Source organism: Desulfovibrio piger ATCC 29098 (genome assembly GCF_000156375.1).
GTDB classification, from domain to species: domain Bacteria; phylum Desulfobacterota; class Desulfovibrionia; order Desulfovibrionales; family Desulfovibrionaceae; genus Desulfovibrio; species Desulfovibrio piger.
In genome coordinates this window covers 169,923-188,683 of sequence record NZ_DS996359.1, presented here as the reverse complement: position 1 = coordinate 188,683, position 18,761 = coordinate 169,923, and the positions used below count along the sequence as shown (strand labels likewise).

Annotated in this window: 17 protein-coding genes and 1 riboswitch; of the genes, 12 read left to right on the top strand and 5 right to left on the bottom strand. The window is 66.0% G+C overall.

Annotated features, from left to right (window positions below; translation table 11 throughout):
* The first annotated feature begins 9 nt into the window (after positions 1-9).
* From DESPIG_RS07480 to DESPIG_RS07465, 4 genes are all read left to right on the top strand, one after another.
* A complete protein-coding gene (locus DESPIG_RS07480; RefSeq protein WP_006007004.1) occupies positions 10-1,410 on the top strand; it encodes a Na+/H+ antiporter NhaC family protein in 1,401 nt (466 codons plus the stop codon).
* Position 1,411: 1 nt separating this feature from the next.
* A complete protein-coding gene (gene aroC / locus DESPIG_RS07475) occupies positions 1,412-2,509 on the top strand; it encodes a chorismate synthase (protein ID WP_006007002.1) in 1,098 nt (365 codons plus the stop codon).
* 111 nt (positions 2,510-2,620) lie between these two features.
* A complete protein-coding gene (gene recD2, locus DESPIG_RS07470; protein ID WP_006007000.1) occupies positions 2,621-4,918 on the top strand; it encodes an SF1B family DNA helicase RecD2 in 2,298 nt (765 codons plus the stop codon).
* Between the two features lie 96 nt (positions 4,919-5,014).
* Positions 5,015-6,064, top strand: a complete 1,050-nt coding sequence (locus DESPIG_RS07465) for an acyltransferase family protein (protein WP_006006998.1) — start codon at positions 5,015-5,017, stop codon at positions 6,062-6,064.
* Between the two features lie 92 nt (positions 6,065-6,156).
* On the opposite strand, the gene DESPIG_RS12880 is transcribed toward DESPIG_RS07465, so the two are convergent.
* The gene (locus DESPIG_RS12880; protein ID WP_050760292.1) at positions 6,157-6,801 is read right to left on the bottom strand and encodes a class I SAM-dependent methyltransferase; all 645 of its coding nucleotides are present in this window, start codon (positions 6,799-6,801) and stop codon (positions 6,157-6,159) included.
* Positions 6,802-6,907: 106 nt separating this feature from the next.
* On the opposite strand from DESPIG_RS12880, the gene DESPIG_RS07455 reads away from it, so the two are divergent.
* The 3 genes from DESPIG_RS07455 to DESPIG_RS07445 all read left to right on the top strand — a co-directional run bounded on the left by DESPIG_RS07455 (position 6,908) and on the right by DESPIG_RS07445 (position 9,949).
* On the top strand, positions 6,908-7,900 hold the full coding sequence (locus tag DESPIG_RS07455; RefSeq protein WP_006006994.1) for an AAA family ATPase: 993 nt from the start codon (positions 6,908-6,910) through the stop codon (positions 7,898-7,900).
* A 203-nt stretch (positions 7,901-8,103) separates the two neighbouring features.
* A complete protein-coding gene (locus tag DESPIG_RS07450; RefSeq protein ID WP_006006992.1) occupies positions 8,104-9,462 on the top strand; it encodes a vWA domain-containing protein in 1,359 nt (452 codons plus the stop codon).
* A 16-nt stretch (positions 9,463-9,478) separates the two neighbouring features.
* Complete coding sequence (locus DESPIG_RS07445) at positions 9,479-9,949, top strand: hypothetical protein (RefSeq protein WP_006006990.1); 471 nt, start codon at positions 9,479-9,481, stop codon at positions 9,947-9,949.
* A 187-nt stretch (positions 9,950-10,136) separates the two neighbouring features.
* On the opposite strand, the gene DESPIG_RS07440 is transcribed toward DESPIG_RS07445, so the two are convergent.
* A complete protein-coding gene (locus DESPIG_RS07440; RefSeq protein WP_006006988.1) occupies positions 10,137-11,045 on the bottom strand; it encodes a LysR family transcriptional regulator in 909 nt (302 codons plus the stop codon).
* Positions 11,046-11,173: 128 nt separating this feature from the next.
* Between DESPIG_RS07440 and DESPIG_RS07435 the strand changes: the two genes are divergently transcribed.
* Positions 11,174-12,148, top strand: a complete 975-nt coding sequence (locus DESPIG_RS07435) for a DMT family transporter (protein WP_006006986.1) — start codon at positions 11,174-11,176, stop codon at positions 12,146-12,148.
* 198 nt (positions 12,149-12,346) lie between these two features.
* Here DESPIG_RS07435 and ribB read toward each other — a convergent pair whose 3' ends face one another.
* Positions 12,347-13,003 (bottom strand): 3,4-dihydroxy-2-butanone-4-phosphate synthase, encoded by a 657-nt coding sequence (gene ribB / locus DESPIG_RS07430; protein WP_040369678.1) that lies wholly within the window; start codon positions 13,001-13,003, stop codon positions 12,347-12,349.
* A 120-nt stretch (positions 13,004-13,123) separates the two neighbouring features.
* A riboswitch (FMN riboswitch) is annotated at positions 13,124-13,278 on the bottom strand.
* A gap of 195 nt (positions 13,279-13,473) precedes the next feature.
* Here ribB and DESPIG_RS07425 point away from each other — a divergent pair.
* Positions 13,474-14,010, top strand: coding sequence for an Hsp20/alpha crystallin family protein (locus tag DESPIG_RS07425; protein WP_006006980.1), 537 nt, complete (start codon positions 13,474-13,476; stop codon positions 14,008-14,010).
* A 280-nt stretch (positions 14,011-14,290) separates the two neighbouring features.
* Here DESPIG_RS07425 and serS read toward each other — a convergent pair whose 3' ends face one another.
* A complete protein-coding gene (serS, locus tag DESPIG_RS07420) occupies positions 14,291-15,568 on the bottom strand; it encodes a serine--tRNA ligase (RefSeq protein WP_006006978.1) in 1,278 nt (425 codons plus the stop codon).
* A 131-nt stretch (positions 15,569-15,699) separates the two neighbouring features.
* On the opposite strand from serS, the gene DESPIG_RS07415 reads away from it, so the two are divergent.
* The 3 genes from DESPIG_RS07415 (at position 15,700) to DESPIG_RS07405 (ending at position 17,367) form a co-directional block, all read left to right on the top strand.
* Entirely contained in the window at positions 15,700-16,299 is a 600-nt protein-coding gene (locus DESPIG_RS07415) for a hypothetical protein (RefSeq protein WP_006006977.1), read from the top strand.
* A gap of 166 nt (positions 16,300-16,465) precedes the next feature.
* Positions 16,466-16,807 carry a hypothetical protein gene (locus DESPIG_RS07410; protein WP_006006975.1) on the top strand — a complete coding sequence of 114 codons (342 nt, stop codon included), beginning with the start codon at positions 16,466-16,468 and terminating at the stop codon, positions 16,805-16,807.
* Between the two features lie 47 nt (positions 16,808-16,854).
* Positions 16,855-17,367 carry an adenine phosphoribosyltransferase gene (locus tag DESPIG_RS07405; protein WP_006006973.1) on the top strand — a complete coding sequence of 171 codons (513 nt, stop codon included), beginning with the start codon at positions 16,855-16,857 and terminating at the stop codon, positions 17,365-17,367.
* A gap of 355 nt (positions 17,368-17,722) precedes the next feature.
* Here the strand turns inward: DESPIG_RS07405 and DESPIG_RS07400 are convergent, their stop codons facing one another.
* Positions 17,723-18,745: an NAD-dependent epimerase/dehydratase family protein gene (locus DESPIG_RS07400; protein ID WP_006006971.1), complete on the bottom strand. Its 1,023-nt coding sequence runs from the start codon at positions 18,743-18,745 to the stop codon at positions 17,723-17,725.
* Positions 18,746-18,761 lie beyond the last annotated feature (16 nt).

Genomic DNA, 18,761 nt, shown 5'->3' with positions numbered 1-18,761 from the left:
CGAGGCATCATGAACCCGCAAACCTACATGGCCCCGCAGGAACAGCAGGAAGCGCCGGCTTCCTTTGCCGCCATCCTGCCCCTGCTGCTCTTTTTGCTCATCTTCATCGGTACGGGCGTCAGCCTGAGCCTGGCCGGTGTGGACATGGCCTTCTACCAGCTCTCCGCCACCGTGGCCATCCTGCCCGCCATCGCCCTGGCCCTGATGCAGGGCCGGGCCCGCCTGTCCAAAAAGATCACCATCTTCCTCACCGGCGTGGGCGAGATCAACATCATCACCATGTGCATGATCTACCTGCTGGCGGGCGGCTTTGCCGCCACGGCCACGGCCATCGGCAGCGTGAATGCCACGGTGAACTTCGGCCTTTCGCTGGTGCCGCCGGCCTTCATCCTGCCCGGCCTGTTCCTCATCGGCGCCTTCGTGTCCACGGCCATGGGCACCAGCATGGGCACCGTGGCCGCCATCACGCCCATCGCCCTGGGCGTGGCCGCCCAGACCAGCATCGAAGTGCCCGTGCTCATGGGCGTGGTGCTGGGCGGGGCCATGTTCGGCGACAACCTGTCCATGATCTCGGACACCACCATCGCCGCCACCCGCACCCAGGGCTGCGAGATGGGCGACAAGTTCCGCATGAACTTCCTCATCGTCCTGCCCGCCGCCCTGCTCACCGTGGCCCTGCTCTGGTTCTCGGCCTCGGGCGGTACCGAAGTGACCCTGCACGACTTCGAGCTGATCCGCGTCCTGCCCTACATCGCCGTGCTGGTGCTGGCCCTGACCGGGCTCAATGCCTTCATCGTCCTGGCCACGGGCATCCTGCTCAGCGGTCTGGTGGGCCTGTTCTGCGGCATCCCCGGCGCGGACGGCCAGATCGTGCCCTACAGCCTGCTCCGCTGGGGGCAGGACATCTACAAGGGCTTCACCGGCATGAACGAGATCATGGTCCTGTCCATGCTCATCGGCGGCCTGGGCGAGCTCATCCGCTACCACGGCGGCATCGCCTGGCTGCTGGCCCGTGTGGACGGCCTGGCCCGTCGCCTGGCCGGGAAAAGCGGCGGCAAGGGCTCCTCGCGGGTGGGGGAATCCTGCATCGCCCTGCTGGCCAGCCTGGCCGACATCTGCACGGCCAACAACACCGTGGCCATCATCCTCACCGGCGGCCTGGCCCGCGAAATCGCCCTCAAGAACGGCATCGATCCGCGCCGCAGCGCCAGCCTTCTGGACATCTTTTCCTGTGTCTTCCAGGGCCTGATCCCCTGGGCCGCCCAGCTGCTGCTGGCCGGTTCCCTGGCCAAGATCTCGCCGCTGGAGATCACCATCAACAACTGGTACTGCATGCTGCTGGCCGTGGCCGGCATCCTGGCCATCATCCTGGGCCTGCCCCGCATCAAGGCCCGCAGTACGGAGGCGTGATATGGCAGGCAATTCCTTTGGGCGCATCCTGCGCCTCACCTCATACGGCGAATCCCACGGGCCCGGTCTGGGCGGCGTGCTGGACGGCTGCCCCGCAGGTCTGCCCCTGAGCGAGGAAGACCTGCAGCGCGAGCTTGACCTGCGCAAGCCCGGACAGGGCGCCACGGCCACCAAGCGCAAGGAATCCGATACCGTCCGCATCCTTTCCGGCGTGTTCCAGGGCCTGACCACCGGCACGCCCATCGCCTTCCACATCGCCAACGAGGACCAGCGCTCCCGCGATTACGGCAACCTGGCTCAAGTCTTCCGGCCCGGGCACGCGGACTGGGGCTTTTTCAAAAAGTTCCACGGCATCCGCGACTATCGCGGCGGCGGCCGCTCCTCCGGGCGCGAGACCGTGGCCCGCGTGGCGGCCGGGGCCATCGCCAAAAAGCTGCTGGCCACGCGCGGCATCCAGATCGTGGCCGGGGCCGTGGAGCTGGGCGGCATCGCCGTGCCCCCTGACGCATGCGATCTGGATGCGGCCCTGAGCCGTCCCTTCTTCGCCGCCGCCGACAGCGTGGTCCCGCTTTGGGAAGAGCGCGTCGCCGCGGCCCGTGCCGCCGGGGACACCCTGGGCGGCGTGGTGCAGGTGGTGGCCCGCAACGTGCCCGCCGGCCTGGGCGAGCCCTGCTTCGACAAGCTGGACGCCCGGCTGGCCTATGCCCTCATGGGCGTGGGCGCGGTCAAGGCCGTGGAAGTGGGCGAAGGCTTTGCCGCCGCGCGCCTCACCGGCTCGCAGAACAACGATCCCATGCTGCCCGGCGGCCGCTTTGCCAGCAACCATGCGGGCGGCATCCTGGGCGGCATCTCCAGCGGCCAGGACATCGTGCTGCGCGTGGGCGTCAAACCCATCGCCTCCATCGCGCAGGAGCAGCGGACCATCGACGTCCACGACCAGCCCGCCAGCGTGCTCATCGGCGGCCGTCACGACCTGGCGGCCATCCCGCGCATCGTGCCCGTGCTCACGGCCATGACCGCCCTGGTGCTGGCCGACGCCCTGCTGCTGCAGGAACGCATGGCCGTCCTGCCCGTGCCCGACGGCGTGGACTGGTTCTAAGTCTCAAGAAAGTCTGGCGAGGGGGAAAGGGGCCCTTTTTCCTGCGGTAAAAAGGTCTCCCTTCCCCCTCGAACTCCCCCATCCCCCCAAAAACCGCTCATCTGGTCCGCCATGTCCGACGATCTTCCCCTGCTGCGCGATCCCGATGCCGTGGAACTCACCGGCACGCTGGAGCGTGTGGTCTTCCACAACGAAGAGAACGGTTATACCGTGCTGCGCCTGCTGCCCGACAGAGCCCTGCCCGTGGAGGCCAAGGTCAAGGGCGCGCCCAGCCGCACGGTGAGCCGCGATCCCGTGACCTGCGTGGGCCACATGGTCAATCCGCAGGTGGGCGTCCAGTTGCAGGTCAGCGGCCGCTGGGTCAACAACGCGCGCTTCGGCCGCCAGCTGGCCTTCGACATGGCCGAGGAGATGCTGCCCGCCACCAGCGAAGGCATCCGCCTGTACCTGGCCTCGGGCCTCATCAAGGGCGTGGGCGAGGAGATGGCCGGACGCATCGTGGCCGCCTTCGGCACGGACACCATCCGCGTGCTGGACGAAGAGCCCGAACGCCTGCTCAAGATCAAGGGCGTGGGCAAGAAGAGTTTCGAGAAGATCAAGGAAAGCTGGGCCGAACACCGGGGCATCCGTGACCTGCTGCTCTTTTTGCAGCCCCACGGCATCACGCCCGCCTATGCCGTGCGCATCTACCGCGCCTACGGCGGCGAGGCCCTCAACGTGGTGCGCGAGAACCCCTACCGCCTGGCCATGGACATCCGGGGCATCGGCTTCGTGACGGCCGACGCCGCGGCCCGCAAGCTGGGCTTTGCCGAGGATCACCCCCTGCGGATCCAGGCCGGGCTGCTCTATGTGCTGCAAAAGGCCACGGACGACGGCAACGTCTTCCTGCCCGAGGAGGAACTGCTGGACCAGGCCTGCCAGCAGCTGGCCGTGGACCGCGATCTGGCCCGGCAGGCCGTGCTGGCCCTGGAACAGGAAGAACGCGTGGTGCGCGAGAGCCTGGACGAGCTGCCCGGGCGCCTGCCCGCTGTCTTCCGCGAGGACGGCGACGAGGCGGAAGCGCCGGAAGTGGCCGTCTACCTGCGCCGCTACCACCATTACGAATCCAAGACGGCCTTTTATCTGCACCGCCTGCTGCACTCGCCCAAGGCCGTGCGCTTTGCCGAGCCCGACGCCCTGGTGGAGAAGGTCACGGAGTCCCTGTCCATCAGCCTGGCCCCGGAACAGCTGGAGGCCGTGCGCACCGCGGCGCGCAGCAAGGTCATGGTGCTCACCGGCGGCCCCGGCACGGGCAAGACAACCATCATCAACGCCATCATCCGCCTGTTCGCCGAGGTCAAGGCCAAGATCCTGCTGGCCGCGCCCACGGGCCGCGCCGCCAAGCGCATGAGCGAGACCTCGGGCCGCGAGGCCCGCACCATCCACCGCCTGCTGGAATACAGCCCGCAGGAGGACGGCTTTGCCCGCAACGAGGACAACCCGCTGGCCTGCGGCCTGCTGGTGGTGGACGAGGCCTCCATGATGGACACCCTGCTCTTCTACCACCTGCTCAAGGCCGTGCCCATGGGCGCCACCGTGGTGCTGGTGGGCGACGTGCACCAGCTGCCCTCCGTGGGCCCGGGCAACGTGCTGGCCGACATCATCGCCTCCGGGGCGGTGCCCGTGGTGGAGCTGACCGAGATCTTCCGCCAGTCGGCGGAGAGCGAGATCATCTGCAACGCCCACCTCATCAACAAGGGGCAGGTGCCCTCGCTGGAATCCAGCAAGGACAGGCTCTCGGATTTCTATTTCATCCACCAGAACGATCCGGAACGCGCCGCCGACATGGTGGTGGATCTGGTGCGCAACCACATCCCGCGCCGCTTCGGCCTGGACCCGGTCAACGACATCCAGGTGCTCACGCCCATGCACAAGGGCGCCGTGGGCGCGGCGCAGCTCAACCTGCGCCTGCAGGCCAGCCTCAACCCCAACGGGCTGGAAGTGCGGCGCGGCGAACGCAGCTTCCGCCTGCACGACAAGGTCATGCAGATCCGCAACAACTACGACAAGGACGTCTTCAACGGCGACGTGGGCCGCATCGTCTTTCTGGACGGCAAGGAGCGGACCCTGAGCGTGCGCTACGACGACCGCGTGGTGCCCTACGACTTCGAGGAGCTGGACGAGCTGACGCCCGCCTACGCCATCTCCATCCACAAATCGCAGGGCTCAGAATACCCTGCCGTGGTCATCCCGCTGATGATGCAGCATTATGTGCTGCTGCAGCGCAACCTGGTCTACACCGGCGTCACGCGCGGCAAGAAGCTGGTGGTGCTGGTGGGCGAGAGCCGCGCCCTGCACATGGCCGTCAAGAACAACAAGACCCGCACCCGCCACACCCGCCTTGCCCTGCGTCTGCAACCGTTGACATAGGCCGCCCATCCGGTTTAGGAGGCAATAATCCTTATCTGTACGATAAGGAATTTCGCCACTCCTGCGCCGGATATCCGGCCGGATCAAAGGTACTGCATGACGCAAAAGAACTATGACCTGACCTTCCACTATTTCAGGGCCTTCGCCATCGTCTCCGTCATGCTCACCCACATGTGGGTGGGCCCCGTCCTCGCGGGCAGCGAGGACGCCGCCAGGCTCCAGGACAGCCTGCGATTATGTCTTTTCCACTCCGCCACCATCTACTTCGTCTTCATCTCCGGCTATCTGTTCGATTTCGTGAACCGCCGGAAAGGCCAGTTCTCCCCCCTGCGCTTCTACAAGTCCAAGATCGTCAACGTCTTCTGTCCCTATTTCATCCTTTCGCTGCTCCTGCTGGCTGCGGGCTGGGTCTCCCACCACTGGTTCGGCTACGACATCCCCTTCATCAATGACGGCACGCCCGTGGCCTCCCTGTGGGACGTGCTGCGCTGTCTGGCCTACGGGTCGGCCAGTCTGGTGCCGTACTGGTACATCCCCTTCATCATGACCGTGTTCAGCGTCGGCCCGCTCATCTTCCACCTGCCCACCGGGCTGCTGCAAAAGATCCTGCTCCCGGCCTCCGTCCTGCCCCTGATGGTGCCGCGCCTGCTGGTCTCGCCCTTGCGCAACCTCTGTTTCTTCGTGCCCATCTTCCTCATGGGCGTCTACTGCGCCCGCAACCGTGACGCCTGCATGGCCTTCATCCGCCGCCACCTCGGCGCCATCCGCGTGACGGCCGTGCTGACCTCCCTGCTCATCGTGGCCGACCATTACTTCGGCAGTTTCATGCCCAATATCGAAGGGGCCTACTATGTGCAGAAACTCTGCATCGGCTCCTGGGTGCTGGAGCTGCTGGAAGGCATGGACAGGGAAGTGCTGGCCCTGGACTTCCTGGCCCGCTACAGCTTCCCGCTCTTCTTCCTGCACGCCATCTTCCAGGGCATCTTCCAGCAGCCCCTGTTCCAGGTGCTCGGCGCCGCGCTGCCCGGGCAGGTCTTCACCATCGCCAACCTCACCGTGACCGTGGAGATCGGCCTCTGCATCCTCAGCATCCTGGCCATCAAGAAGATCATGGGCAAACGCTCGCGCTACCTCATCGGCGGCTAGGACAAAAAACACCGGCGTTGGCCGCAGTCCTGCGGGCCAACGCCGGTGACGCATAAAAGGGAGAAAGGATGGGAGCCCCTTCCCCCACCCCCCTAGCAGGCCTGGGCCCAGCCCGCCGGGAACACGTCCAGCGGCATGGGGCGGCACAGATCGCAGGCGGGCTGCAACCAGTGCAGGACCACACGGCCCTTGCCCCGCAAACGCAGGGGCGGCAGGCATAGCAGCCCGGCCCTGTCCGCCAGGGCGTTGAGTTCGTCCGGCCCCTGTCCGGCCGGGACGTGGCCGCCGCTCTGCCGCTCGTCAGCGCACACCAGCACGCACTGGCCGCCGGGCCGCAGCAGGCGCCGGATCTCGCGCAGGCAGGCGGACAGGTCCCCTGCCCAGAACGCGGGTTCGAACGCGGTGATGACGTGGAACATGGCCGCAGGGAACGGCAGGGCGGGGAATGCGCCCCGGCAGATATGGATCCTGCCCCGGGCCACGTCATGGCGGTTGCGTACCGTGGCCGCCGATACCGCTGCCGTGCTGGCGGCCACGCCGTAGACGGTCCCCGAATACAGGGCCAGCTGTGCCAGGGCATGGCCGCCACCGCCCAGATCCAGGACAACGTCGCACGCCCTCAGCCGCAGGGAACGCACGACTTCCCGCTGCACGGCAGCGTGCCCGCCCTGTTTCAGGTACCGGGAAAGATGCCCCCAGACGTCCCTGGGATGGATGATATGCTGCCAGATATCCATGCTTTGCTCCTTGCATGCGGCCGCCCCCAAAAAAGACTTGCCTTGCATGCCCTCCCCGTATATCGTAATTGAAAATGAAATTCAATTTATTTAAAAGGACCCCTGCATGAGACCCAGCCATGTCTGTGAGGCACTGCACCATCTGGTGCGTATCCGGCAACCCGTGTTCCTCTGGGGACCGCCCGGTGTGGGCAAGAGCCGGCTGGTGGCCGACGTGGCCCGCCGTCAGGGCCGCAAGCTCTACGACCTGCGCGCCGTGCTGCTGGACCCTGTGGACCTGCGCGGCCTGCCCCACATCAGCGACGACGGCATCACCTCCTGGTGCGTACCGGAATTCCTGCCCCATCCGCAGGACACGGAAGAAGGCATCCTCTTCCTGGACGAGCTCAACGCCGCGCCCCCGCTGGTACAGGCCGCCTGCTACCAGCTCATCCTCGACCGGCGCGTGGGCCAGTACCGCCTGCCCGACGGCTGGGCCGTGGTGGCCGCGGGCAACCGCGAGAGCGACCGGGCCGTGACCTACCGCATGCCTTCGGCCCTGGCCAACCGCATGGTGCATCTGGATGTGGAGTGCCATATCGACGACTGGCTGGACTGGGCCCGAGACAACGGTATCCGCGAGGACATCCAGGCCTTTTTGCGCTTCCGGCCGCGTCTGCTGCATAATTTCGATCCCCGCTCGTCGGACAGGGCCTTCGCCTCGCCGCGCTCCTGGGAATTCGCCTCCCGCATCCTCGATGCCGCCCCGGAAGGCCCGCTGGAAGAAGAGCTGCTGGCCGGGACCATAGGCCAGGCGGCCGCGGCGGAACTGAGCGGCTTTTTGCGGGAATGGCGCCATCTGCCCAGCGTGGAGAGCGTCCTCAGCGCTCCCGAAGAAGCCCCCGTGCCCGTTGACCCGGCCTCCCTCTATGCCCTGTGCGAGGCCCTGGCCCTGCGTACCGCGCCCGCCACCATGGAAGCCCTGGCCGCCTATGCCGGACGCCTGCCCGCCGAGTTCGGCGTGCTGCTCATGCGCGATGCCGTCCGTCAGGATCCCGCCGTGGTGGAGAGCGAGCCCTTTGCCCGCTGGGCCCGCGACAACGCCGAGGTCCTGATGTGAACAGGGACGATCTTCCTGCCCTGCACCGAGCCCCCCTCTCCCGGGGCGTGCGTGTCCCCTCCTCCGTCAGCCGCCGGGATGCCGTCCCAACGGCCGAAGACACCCGCTCCAAACCAGACGCCGCGGTATGCCCGCCTTCCCCGGAAACGCCCGGGACAGCAGGGCAGGGACCCCGGCCGGAACGCCCGTCCGCACCACAAGGTATGCGCCACGGCCTTGCGGCGGACGTTCCGGCCACCCCCCTGCAGCAGCGAGCCCTCACGGCCATGATCCGGGCCCGGGCGGAACTGGTGCTCCGGCAGCCCTTTTTCGGCTCCCTGGCCCTGCATCTGGAGCTGAAAGCGGACAGCTCCTGCCGCCACCTCTGGACCGACGGCCGCACGCTGGGCTTCAACCCTGTCTGGGCGGCCACCCTGCCCCACGAGCGGCTGGTGGGGGCCCAGGCCCACGAGGTCATGCATCTTGCCTGCGCCCACCATGTCCGGCGCAACGGGCGCGATGCCCGGCTCTGGAACGAAGCCTGCGACGTGGTGGTGGATGCCCTGCTGCTCGGCGCCGGTTTCCGGTTGCCGCAGGGACATCTGGAGCATCCCGAATATGCGGGGCTCAGCGTGGACGAGGTCTATGGCCGCCTTGCCGCCCTGCAGGACACACCCCTGCACGGCGGTGCGCAGCAACAGGCCGCCGGGCGCAGGCCCCGGGAAAAGGAGGCCAGCCGGCAAGAACATGACGGGAAAGAGCGGCAGGACACCCCTGCGGCCGCCCCTTCCCGTGAAGGAAAAACGGATGATGCCGCCCCGGAAGCCGCAGGCAAGGCCCGCCCCGCCGGGGACAAGCCGGAAAAAGAACAGCCTGTCCCGTATTTTTCCGGTGAGGTCCGCGACCATCCCCTGCTGGAGGACGGGCAGGGAGACGCGCGCCACAAGGCGGAACAGGAGGCCGAACTGCGCCTGGAACAGGCCCTGCAACGGGCGCGGCACATGGGCCGCGAGCCTGCGGGCTTCAGTCGCCTGTTGCGCGGCGGCCGCCACGACGGCGGCACGGACTGGCGCGGCCTGTTGCGCCGCTTCCTGGAGAATTGCGCGCTCAATGACTATACCTGGAGCGCGCCCAACCGGCGTTACCTGCATCACGGCATCTACCTGCCCGGGCGGCAGGAGCAGCGCATCCCGCAGCTGGCCGTGGCCGTGGACTGCTCGGGATCGGTGGACGATGCCGCTCTCTCCCTGTTCTGCGCGGAGCTGTCGTCCATCCTGGCGGCCTACGAGACGGAGCTGGTGGTCATCTTCCACGACAGCCGCGTGCAGGCCGTGCGGACCTTTCGGCGGCAGGACCTGCCCCTGCATCTGAGCCCCGTGGGCGGCGGCGGTACGGACTTTAAGCCCGTGGGCCGCTGGCTGGACGACAACGGCCTGCGCCCGGCCTGCCTGCTCTGGTTCACGGATCTGGAATGTTCCTCCTTCCCCGACGAACCCGCCTGCCCCCTGCTCTGGGCCGTCTGGGGACAGGGAGGGGAACAGCCCCCCTTCGGCGAGCTGCTGCGTCTGCCCGCCGGAGCCTGACCATCAAGGAGCCCGTATGCGGATCACCTGGAAAATAGAGAAAAAGCGCGGCAACCTGCGCCCTGTCCTGACTTATGCCGTCACCCTGGAAGACTTCGAGCGAGAGCTGGCCACACCGCCGCTGAGCATCACCTCGCTCATCCCCGAACCGCCGGAATCCTGGCAGGAACACTGCTGGCCCGGGCAGCACGAACGGGCCGGACAGGACACTGATGACCGGCCGTGCTACCAGCTCTCCATCCCGTCCCACAAAGGGCGGCACGGCAGCCAGAGCCTGCGCCTGCCCTGGCGCGAGGACAACAGCTATCCCGAGGTGGAGGCCTCCTTCCGCCTGCTGCGCGAAGCCTTTGAAAAAGAACTGGAACGGGCCGGGGCCAGCCGCCCCATGCATGAGGAAAACAGCCTGGAGCTTGGCGGCACGGCCCTGCGCACCGTGGCTCCGGCCATCCTCGGCCAGCGTTTCCTGGCAGCCGTGGGCAAGGCCTAGGGCCTTTTGACACTTCTCCTGCCCGGAAGGGCAAAACCGCGCCAAAAGGAAAAGGCCTTCCCCCGGGAAGGCCTTTCGTCATGCCGTCAACGTCCGGCAGATCTCGCAGGAGCGGCCACCGTGCCGTCCCCCTGGAAAAGAGGGTCGGCAAAAAGCCTGTGGGCCCGTGCCTGGTCGGCCTCAGTCCTCACAGCGCGTCCCCGGCCGCCGCGTCTTCGGTGAGCATGTCGCGCAGGCGGCGTGCGGCCAGGCTCAGGGTATGGCCGTCGTACTCCAGCAGGCTGATGCTGCGCGACGGCAGTTCCTCCGCGAGCCGCAGGGCGAACACCTCCCCGGCGGCCAAGGCCTCTCTGGCGGCCACTTCCGGTAAAAAACCGATGCCCAGGCCGTGCCGGGCCAGATCCAGCACCAGGCCCGTGGTGTCCGGCTCCATGGCCGGGGCAAAGTCCACGCCCCGCGCCTTGCACATGCTTTCCAGGAATTCAAAGGTGAGGCTGCCCTGCTTGTGGCAGATGAAAGGATGCCGCATCACCTCATCCAGGGGCACGTCCCTGCCGCGCAGCTGCCCGAAGGCCGACGAGGCCACGAAGACATCCCGCAGCGGGCACAGGCGCGTCTCCTTCAGGGCCCGGAAGCCGCCACCGGGCACGGCGGCCACGGCAAAGTCGATGGCCCCGGACTTGAGTTCATCGATGGCCTGCCGGGACGTACCGCCGAACAGCCGGAGCCGCACCCCCGGATACAGGGCATGGAAGCGGTCCAGCCGCGGCAGCAGCCAGTGGCGCAGAGCCGTCTCGCTGGCCCCCAGGGCGATGCTGCCCGATTGCAGGCCCACGGCCTGTTCCAGCTCTTCCCGGCCCCGGCGGAACTGCTCGCAGCCCGCCTCCACATGGGCGTAGAACATGCGGCCTTCGGGCGTAAGCTCCACGCCGCGCCGGTTGCGGATGAACAGACGGCAGCCCAGCTCGCGCTCCAGGGCCGCCATGGAGCGCGATACCGCGGGCTGGCTGGTGAACAGCATGGCCGCCGCCCGGCTGAAATTGCGGCAACGCGCCACCTGATAGAATATCCGGCAAAGCTCCCAGTTCAGCTCCATGCGCTCTCCTGTCATGCATTTTTGATATATCTACGATATCAACTAAGCATTTTACCGTATCAGGGGCCCTTGCTATAGGCAAGCGCAGCACTTCTCCAGCAACAGTTTCCAACCAGGGACCTTGAACGATGAACCGCGGATACATTTTCATCTTTCTTGCCACCGTCTTCTTCAGCTCCATGGAAGTGGCCCTGAAGACCGTGGCCCATGATTTCAATCCCATGCAGCTCAACTGCACCCGCTTCCTCGTGGGCGGCCTGCTGCTCATCCCCTTTGCCCTGCGCGGCCTGCGCCAGCACGGGGCACGGGTCACCGCCGCCGCGTGGAAAGGCTTTGCCTGGCTCGGCTTCGTGGGCCTGGTGGTGAGCATGATGTTCTACCAGATGTCCATCCTCTACGCCCCGGCCTCGGTGGTCAGCGTGCTGTTCAGCTGCAACCCCGTGCTGGTGCTGGCCTTCGCCTATCTCATCCTGCGCGCCGACATCCGGCCCCAGCACATCGCCGCCCTGGTCATGGAAGTGCTGGCCGCCCTGATCATCATCGACCCGCTGCACACCACGCTCGACCCCACGGGCGTCACCCTGGTGCTGCTCTCGGCCGCCACCTTCGCGCTCTATGCCGTGCTGGGCAAAAAGCAGTGCGCCCAGTATTCCGGCGTGGCCGTCACCTGCTTCAGCTGCCTGGCCGCCAGCGCCGAGATGATCGTCCTCATGCTCATCAGCCACATCCCCGCCGTGGCCGATGCCCTCCAGGCCGCCGGTCTGCCCATGTTCGCCGCCATGCCCTTCTTCAGCGGCTACACCACGGGCAACCTCCTCAACGTGCTCTACATCTGCGTCTTCGTCACCGCGGGCGGCTATGCCTGCTACTTCATGGGCATGGAAGCCACCTCCGCCATGCAGGGCTCGCTGGTCTTCTTCTTCAAGCCCGTGCTGGCGCCCATCCTGGCTATGCTGATCCTTGGCGAAGAGATCCCCTGGAACATGTGGGCCGGTATCGGCCTCATGCTGGTGGCCTCCGTGGTCTCCATGATCCCCACCTGGGAGACGCTCCTGGCCGTGCGTCCCTTCCTCATCGACCGAATCTTGCACCGCCAGCACTGATCCTGCGGGGGCGCCCCTCCTCCGTCCCCCGCCGGGATCAGGCCCGGGCATGAAAAAAAGGACGCCGTACAGCGTCCTTTTTTTCATACTTGCCCGGCCGGCCGCCGGCAGCTTTCTTTCCTGGTATTCATCAACTCCAGCCGGCGACCACGGCAAGCCCTGTCCTGGGACAGGAAAAGGGGATCAGACGGCTGGGGCTCAGGCCCGGCCTTCCTGCCGTTCACGCCAGCGCACGATGTCCGCCACGGCCAGCAGGGGCAGGTCGTTGGCACGGGCAAAGTCCGCCACCTGCGGCAGACGCGCCATGGTGCCGTCATCGTTGGTCAGCTCGCACAGCACACCGCAGGGCGGCAGGCCCGCCAGAGACATCAGGTCCACGGTGGCCTCGGTATGGCCGCGCCGTTCCAGCACGCCGCCGGGACGGGCACGCAGCGGGAACACATGGCCGGGATGGCGCAGGTCCTCGGGACGCGCACCCTCGGCCACGGCGGCCTTGATGGTGGTCACTCTGTCGGCGGCGGAAACGCCGGTGGTCACGCCCTCGGCGGCCTCGATGGAGATGGTGAAAGCGGTCTGCTGGGTATTGGTGTTGTGGGCCACCATGGGCGGCAGGCCCAGGCGGGTGGCGCGCTCATCGGTGAGGCACAGGCACACGATGCCGCTGCAATGGCGGATGAGACGGGCCATCTGCGCATCGGTCAGGCTGTGGGCGGGATAGATAAGGTCGCCTTCGTTCTCGCGATCCTCGTCGTCCACCACCAGGACGCCCCTGCCCGCACGCACGGAGGCCAGGGCGCGTTCCATACGCGTTTCCCAATCACCAAAAGAAGCCAGGATATCGGGGGACTGATGCATCATCGTCTCCTTGGTCGGCCCGGACGGGCCGGAAGATGTGCATCAGGGCACGGCTGCCGTGCGCGCTGCGGGGCGGCCGCCAAGACCGTCCTTTTTTGCGCCCCACACGGCAGAAAAACGAACCGTTCTCTTTCATCCGGACTGTTACCGTCGGCTCCGGGATCTCACCGGTATCTGCTGACCCGCACCACGTTGCATGGTACGGCGCTCGCGGGCTCATGCGGAAAACCGCCATCACCGCCGGTGGGGACTTGCACCCCGCCCTGAGAATGGAGCCACCATACGCCCGCCTCCGGCATTTGGCAATCCCCGGCCATAAAAGACGGAAGCCTCCCCGGCTGCCGGGGACAGGCCGGGACGCGCGGTGGCGTCTTTCCCCATTTTTGAAAAAAGTTTTCCACAACATGTTGACAACTAGCCATCCCACCTTACCTCTATGTCAACAAGGAAAAATATCAGGAGGCATTGAAATGAGCCTTATCCGTGTATATCCCCAGCATTGGTTCTCTCCCCGCAACGCCCAGCAGCCCGAACAGAGCTTCCAGCCCCTGGATCGCCTGCATCACGATATCGACCGTCTGTTCAATGGTTTCTTCACGCCCGGCTGGCCGACCAGCCTGATGGACAAGCCGCAGGCCGACATCCGTCCCAGCCTGGACATCCACAGCGATGACAAGGCCTACACCATCCACATGGAAGTGCCCGGTGTGGATCCCGATGAAGTCAAGGTCGAAGTCCGTGACGGCATGCTGACCGTTGAAGGTGAAAAGAAGATGGAAAGCTGCGCCGCCCCTGCCGCCGAAGGCGAAAAGGCGGAAGCCAAGGAACCCGTCTGCCATGTGCAGGAACGCGTCTACGGCTCCTTCTGCCGCCAGATCGGCCTGGCTGAAGATGCTGATGTGGAAAACATCAGCGCCAGCCACAAGAACGGTGTGCTGACCATCGTCATCCCCCGCAAACAGCCTGAAGCCCCCGCCGCCCGTTCCATCACGGTGCAGAAACAGTAATCCCCCCTCTTGAAGGACCCTCCTCCGGCTCCCACTCCTCGGGGAGCCGGACCGCCCGCAACGGGCGGACTCCACGGCCTGCCGCGCCACGCGGCAGGCCGCTTTTTTTATGCACATGCCGGGCGGCCGCCAGGCATCCCCCTTCCCTCTTCATCTCGCGGCTCCGGCAACGCTGCCGTTTCCCGGAACGAGCCCGCTGAGTTTTCCACATCCCAGGCACGAAAAAAGGCGGCACCCCGCGAGGGGCACCGCCTTATCGGATTCGCTGTTCGACCGTGGATTACTTCTTGCCCGCAGGCTCGATGACTTCCACGCCGTCCATATAGGGCACCAGGGCCTTGGGCAGTACGATGCTGCCGTCCTTCTGCTGGCCGTTCTCCAGGATGGCGGCCATGGCGCGGCCCGTGGGCAGGCCGGAGCCGTTGAGGGTATGGCAGTAGGTGCTCTTGCCGCCCTTGGGCTTGAAGCGGATGTCCGCACGGCGGGCCTGGAAATCGATGCAGTTGGAGCAGGAGGAGATCTCGCGGTAGGTGTTCTGGGCAGGCAGCCAGACTTCCAGGTCGTAGGTCTTGGCGGAACCGAAGCCCATGTCGCCCGTGCACAGGGTGATGACGCGGTAGGGCAGCTCCAGCTTTTCCAGCAGGGTACGGGCATGGCCCACCATGATCTCCAGCTGGTTGAAGCTGTCGTCAGGATGGGCAAAGCGCACCATCTCCACCTTGGTGAACTGGTGCAGGCGGATCAGGCCGCGCGTGTCCTTGCCGGCGGCACCGGCTTCGGAACGGAAGCAGGGCGTGGCGGCACAGTAGGCGCGGGGCAGGTCGGCCTCGTCCAGCACCTCACCGGCGTGGATGTTGGTCAGGGGCACCTCGGCGGTGGGGATGAGGTAGTAGTCCCAGGCGGGCATCTTGAAGAGGTCTTCCTCGAACTTGGGCAGCTGGCCCGTACCGGTCATGGTGGCGCGGTTGACCATGAAGGGAGGACAGACTTCGATGTAGTCCTCGTGCTTCACATGCTGGTCCAGGAAGAAGTTGACCAGGGCGCGGTCCAGACGGGCGGCCCAGCCCATGTACAGGGCAAAGCGGCTGCCGGCCAGACGGGTGGCGCGCTCGAAATCCAGGGCGGCGCCGCCCAGCTCCCAGTGCTGACGGATCTCGAAATCGAACTGGCGCGGCGTGCCCCAGCGGAGCACTTCCACGTTCTCGGTCTCGTCCTTGCCCACGGGCACGCTGGCGTCCGGGATGTTGGGCACCCCCATGAGCCAGTTTTCCACAGCGGCCTTGGCTTCGGCGGTCTGCACGTCCAGGGCCTTGATGCGGGCCGACAGGGCGCCCAGTTCTTCCATCATGTGGGAGGCGTCCCCGCCCTCACGCTTGATCTGGGCCACCTGACGGGAGGCGGCGTTCTGCTGCTGTTTCAGGCTTTCCACTTCGGCCAGCAACGCACGACGGCGGCCGTCCAGTTCGAGGAACTCATCTACTTTCAGCGGCGACTGCCGGTCGGCCAGGGCCTTGGCCAGCACTTCGGGCTGTTTTTGCACCAGTTTGAGGTCGATCATAAAAACTCCTGCATAGCATGCGCAATGTGGAGGCCACGCTACCACGAGCCCCCAGACCTTGCAAGACAAGGGCATTGCGTATATAAAAAGTCTCAAAACTTTTTAAAACATCTTTCCTGCGAGACCTTGCCATGAAATCCGCCCGTATCACACGCCTTCTTTTCCTTTCGCTGGCGCTCATGCTGGCCATGTTCCTGACTGCCTGCGGTCCCAGCAACACCGTGCGCCTGCTTTCGCCCGCGCCCGCGGTCAATCCCGTGCTGCCCGCTCCCAATGCCCCGCGCGTGACCGTGGTGCCCTTCACCGACAACCGTCAGGATACCACCAACCTCGGCGTGCGTCGTGACGGCAGCGCCTTCGTGGCCAGCGACGACCTGGCCCAGTGGGTGAGCCGCGGCCTGGCCGACGAGCTGCGCCGCCAGGGCGTGCAGGTCTCCTATGCCATGGACGAGAACCAGGCCCGCAGCGGTAACCCCGACTACATCGTCACCGGTACCGTGGAACAGGCCTGGCTGCGTGAAGTCTCCGCCACCGAACTGGCCACCTCCATGCGCGCCACCTACCGTCTGGCGCCCCGCAACGGCCGTGTGGTCAAGGAGACCCTCAACTCCAGCCAGAACCGCAGCGGCATCCCCTCCGGCGGTGCCGCGGAAGAGATCATGCTCAACAGCATGCGCGAACTGGTGCAGCCCATGGCCCGCAAGATCAAGGCCATCGTGGACGGCAAGTAAACAGGATATCTCAGGGGCTCCTTCGGGAGCCCTTCGTTTTCCGGGGCCCCGCCGCAAGCGGGGCCTTTCTTTTTTGGGATACTTGCCCCAAAATGATGCCTTGTCCCGGCCGCGGACGACCGCTTCCTGCCGTCCGCCCGCCCAACCCCTTTCCCCGGAGCCTGCTGTGCGCGATCCCCTGGTCAAGGCCTACGGCCATGTCTATCCTGTGACGCCCGCCCTGTACGCGGCGCTGGAATCGGCCCTGCGCGATGCCCTCAACGAAGATGAGGACGTGCCCCTGCTCTGCCAGGAAGGCGACATGGCCCGCATCTCCATGGAAGGTTCCTACTTTCCCGAAGACGAGGTGGTGGAGGCCTTCCGTGCCCATCTGACGCCGGACATGCAGGGCAAGCTGGACGTGCTCGACATGGACGGCTGGCGTCTGACCCGGCATGTGTTCGCCGGCGGACAGGTCAAAAGCAGCAGCGCGCCCCTGAACAACGTCCTGGACTATTCCGGCCATTGATGCCGGGATCATCGCCCTTTTTCCCCACTTTTCCCCAAGGAGCCCGCATGGATATCGCCGCCTTCATCCGTCACGTCCCCGACTACCCCAAGCCCGGCATCCTGTTCTACGACATCACGCCCCTGCTGGCCTCGCCCGAAGCCTTCGGGGAGGTCATCGAACGGATGGCCGACGCGGCCCAGCCCCTACGGCCCACCCGCATCGTGGCTGCCGAAGCGCGGGGCTTTCTGTTCGCGGCGCCGCTGGCCCGGCGTCTGGGCGTGGGCCTGGCCCCGGTACGCAAGCCCGGCAAGCTGCCCTGTGAAGCCTTCGAAGCCAGCTATGACCTCGAATACGGCTCCAATACCCTGTGCCTGCACAAGGATGCCCTGACCCCGGCGGACCGCGTCCTCATCGTGGACGACGTGCTGGCCACCGGCGGTACCCTGGACGCCATGATCCGTCTGGTGGGCCAGAGCGGCGCCACCGTGGCGGGCTGCTGCATGCTCATGGAACTGGATGCCCTGGGCGGCCGCAAGGTGCTGGGCGACATCCCCCTGTCCGTGCTGCTGCACGTGTAGCCGGGAGCTTCGTTTTTTATTTTGAGGGGGTACCCCCCTCATCTCTGCTGTGATGCCCGTAGCTTCCTGCATCGCAACGGGCACGGCCCCGCGGGCCACCATCCGGTCGCTACTCGCGCGAGAGGGCTTTCCCCCTCAAGCTCCCCTTCCCCAGCGCGTTTTATCCAACGGCCGGGCTCTTCTGCTTTTGCAGGAAGGCCCGGCCGTTTCCCATGGAACAGGACGATAGACCACGGAACGGATGGCCTGTGAGGGAAAAGACGCCCTCCCTCTGCACTATCTCTCTCCTATGAAACAAAAGGCCCCCGGCGCTTTCCAGTGCCGGGGGCCTTGGCATCAAAAACGAAAGGACAGCCTACAGGTTGGCGGCGTACCAGTCGCCGGCCAGACGCAGGCCGGTGCGCACGTCGAACTGGGGTTCATAGCCCAGCAGGGTGCGGGCGCGGGTGATGTCGGCCAGGGAGTGGCGCACGTCACCGGCGCGGAAATCGCGATGCGTGGCCGTGGCCGTGGCGGCCTCGGGCATATGGCGCACCACTTCCTCACGGATGAGGTCGAACAGCTCGTTCAGGGTCGTGCGCTGGCCAAAGGCCACGTTGTAGACCTTGTTGCGGGCTTCGTCCGCGGCGAAGCTGGCCAGCAGGTTGGCCTGCACCACGTTGTCGATGTAGCAGAAGTCGCGGCTGGTCTCGCCGTCGCCGTTGACGAAGACGGTCTCTTTCTTCAGCAGGCTGGCGAACCACTGGGGGATGACGGCGGCATAGGCACCGTAGGGATCCTGACGCTGGCCGAAAACGTTGAAGTAACGCAGGCCCACGGTGGTGAAGCCGTAGCAACGGGCGAAGACGTCGGCGTAGAGCTCGTCCACATATTTGGTCACGGCATAGGGCGACAGGGGATGACCGATCTTGTCTTCCACCTTGGGCAGTTCGGGGGAATCGCCGTAGGTGGAGGAGGAGGCGGCGTACACGAAGCTCTTCACGCCCGCATCACGCGCGGCCACCAGCATGTTGAGGTAACCGGTGATGTTGCAGCTGTTGGACAGGATGGGATCGTCGATGGAACGCGGCACGGAACCCAGGGCGGCCTCATGCAGCACATGGTCCACGCCTTCGCAGGCCTTGCGGCAGGTATCCAGATCGCGGATGTCGCCTTCGATGAAGGTGAAGCGGCTCCAGGCTTCGGGGCCCACCAGGGCCTCCACCATGTCCAGGTTCTTCTGGTAACCGGTGAGGAAGTTGTCCAGGCCCACCACGGTCTGCCCCATCTTGAGCAGATGTTCCAGCAGGTTGGAGCCGATGAAACCGGCAACGCCGGTCACCAGCCAGGTGGAGGGTTCGGCACGCATCTTTTCGCACAGTTGGGTATAGGCGCTCATATTGCCTTCCTTATCA

Coding starts and splice junctions, on each gene's coding strand:
- DESPIG_RS07480 (WP_006007004.1), top strand. CDS start 10: ATGAACCCGCAAACCTACATGGCCCCGCAGGAACAGCAGGAAGCGCCG.
- DESPIG_RS07455 (WP_006006994.1), top strand. CDS start 6,908: ATGAGACCCAGCCATGTCTGTGAGGCACTGCACCATCTGGTGCGTATC.
- recD2 (WP_006007000.1), top strand. CDS start 2,621: ATGTCCGACGATCTTCCCCTGCTGCGCGATCCCGATGCCGTGGAACTC.
- serS (WP_006006978.1), bottom strand. CDS start 15,568: ATGATCGACCTCAAACTGGTGCAAAAACAGCCCGAAGTGCTGGCCAAG.
- DESPIG_RS07445 (WP_006006990.1), top strand. CDS start 9,479: ATGCGGATCACCTGGAAAATAGAGAAAAAGCGCGGCAACCTGCGCCCT.
- DESPIG_RS07440 (WP_006006988.1), bottom strand. CDS start 11,045: ATGGAGCTGAACTGGGAGCTTTGCCGGATATTCTATCAGGTGGCGCGT.
- DESPIG_RS07400 (WP_006006971.1), bottom strand. CDS start 18,745: ATGAGCGCCTATACCCAACTGTGCGAAAAGATGCGTGCCGAACCCTCC.
- DESPIG_RS07415 (WP_006006977.1), top strand. CDS start 15,700: ATGAAATCCGCCCGTATCACACGCCTTCTTTTCCTTTCGCTGGCGCTC.
- DESPIG_RS12880 (WP_050760292.1), bottom strand. CDS start 6,801: ATGGATATCTGGCAGCATATCATCCATCCCAGGGACGTCTGGGGGCAT.
- DESPIG_RS07405 (WP_006006973.1), top strand. CDS start 16,855: ATGGATATCGCCGCCTTCATCCGTCACGTCCCCGACTACCCCAAGCCC.
- ribB (WP_040369678.1), bottom strand. CDS start 13,003: ATGCATCAGTCCCCCGATATCCTGGCTTCTTTTGGTGATTGGGAAACG.
- DESPIG_RS07425 (WP_006006980.1), top strand. CDS start 13,474: ATGAGCCTTATCCGTGTATATCCCCAGCATTGGTTCTCTCCCCGCAAC.
- DESPIG_RS07435 (WP_006006986.1), top strand. CDS start 11,174: ATGAACCGCGGATACATTTTCATCTTTCTTGCCACCGTCTTCTTCAGC.
- aroC (WP_006007002.1), top strand. CDS start 1,412: ATGGCAGGCAATTCCTTTGGGCGCATCCTGCGCCTCACCTCATACGGC.
- DESPIG_RS07465 (WP_006006998.1), top strand. CDS start 5,015: ATGACGCAAAAGAACTATGACCTGACCTTCCACTATTTCAGGGCCTTC.
- DESPIG_RS07450 (WP_006006992.1), top strand. CDS start 8,104: ATGCGCCACGGCCTTGCGGCGGACGTTCCGGCCACCCCCCTGCAGCAG.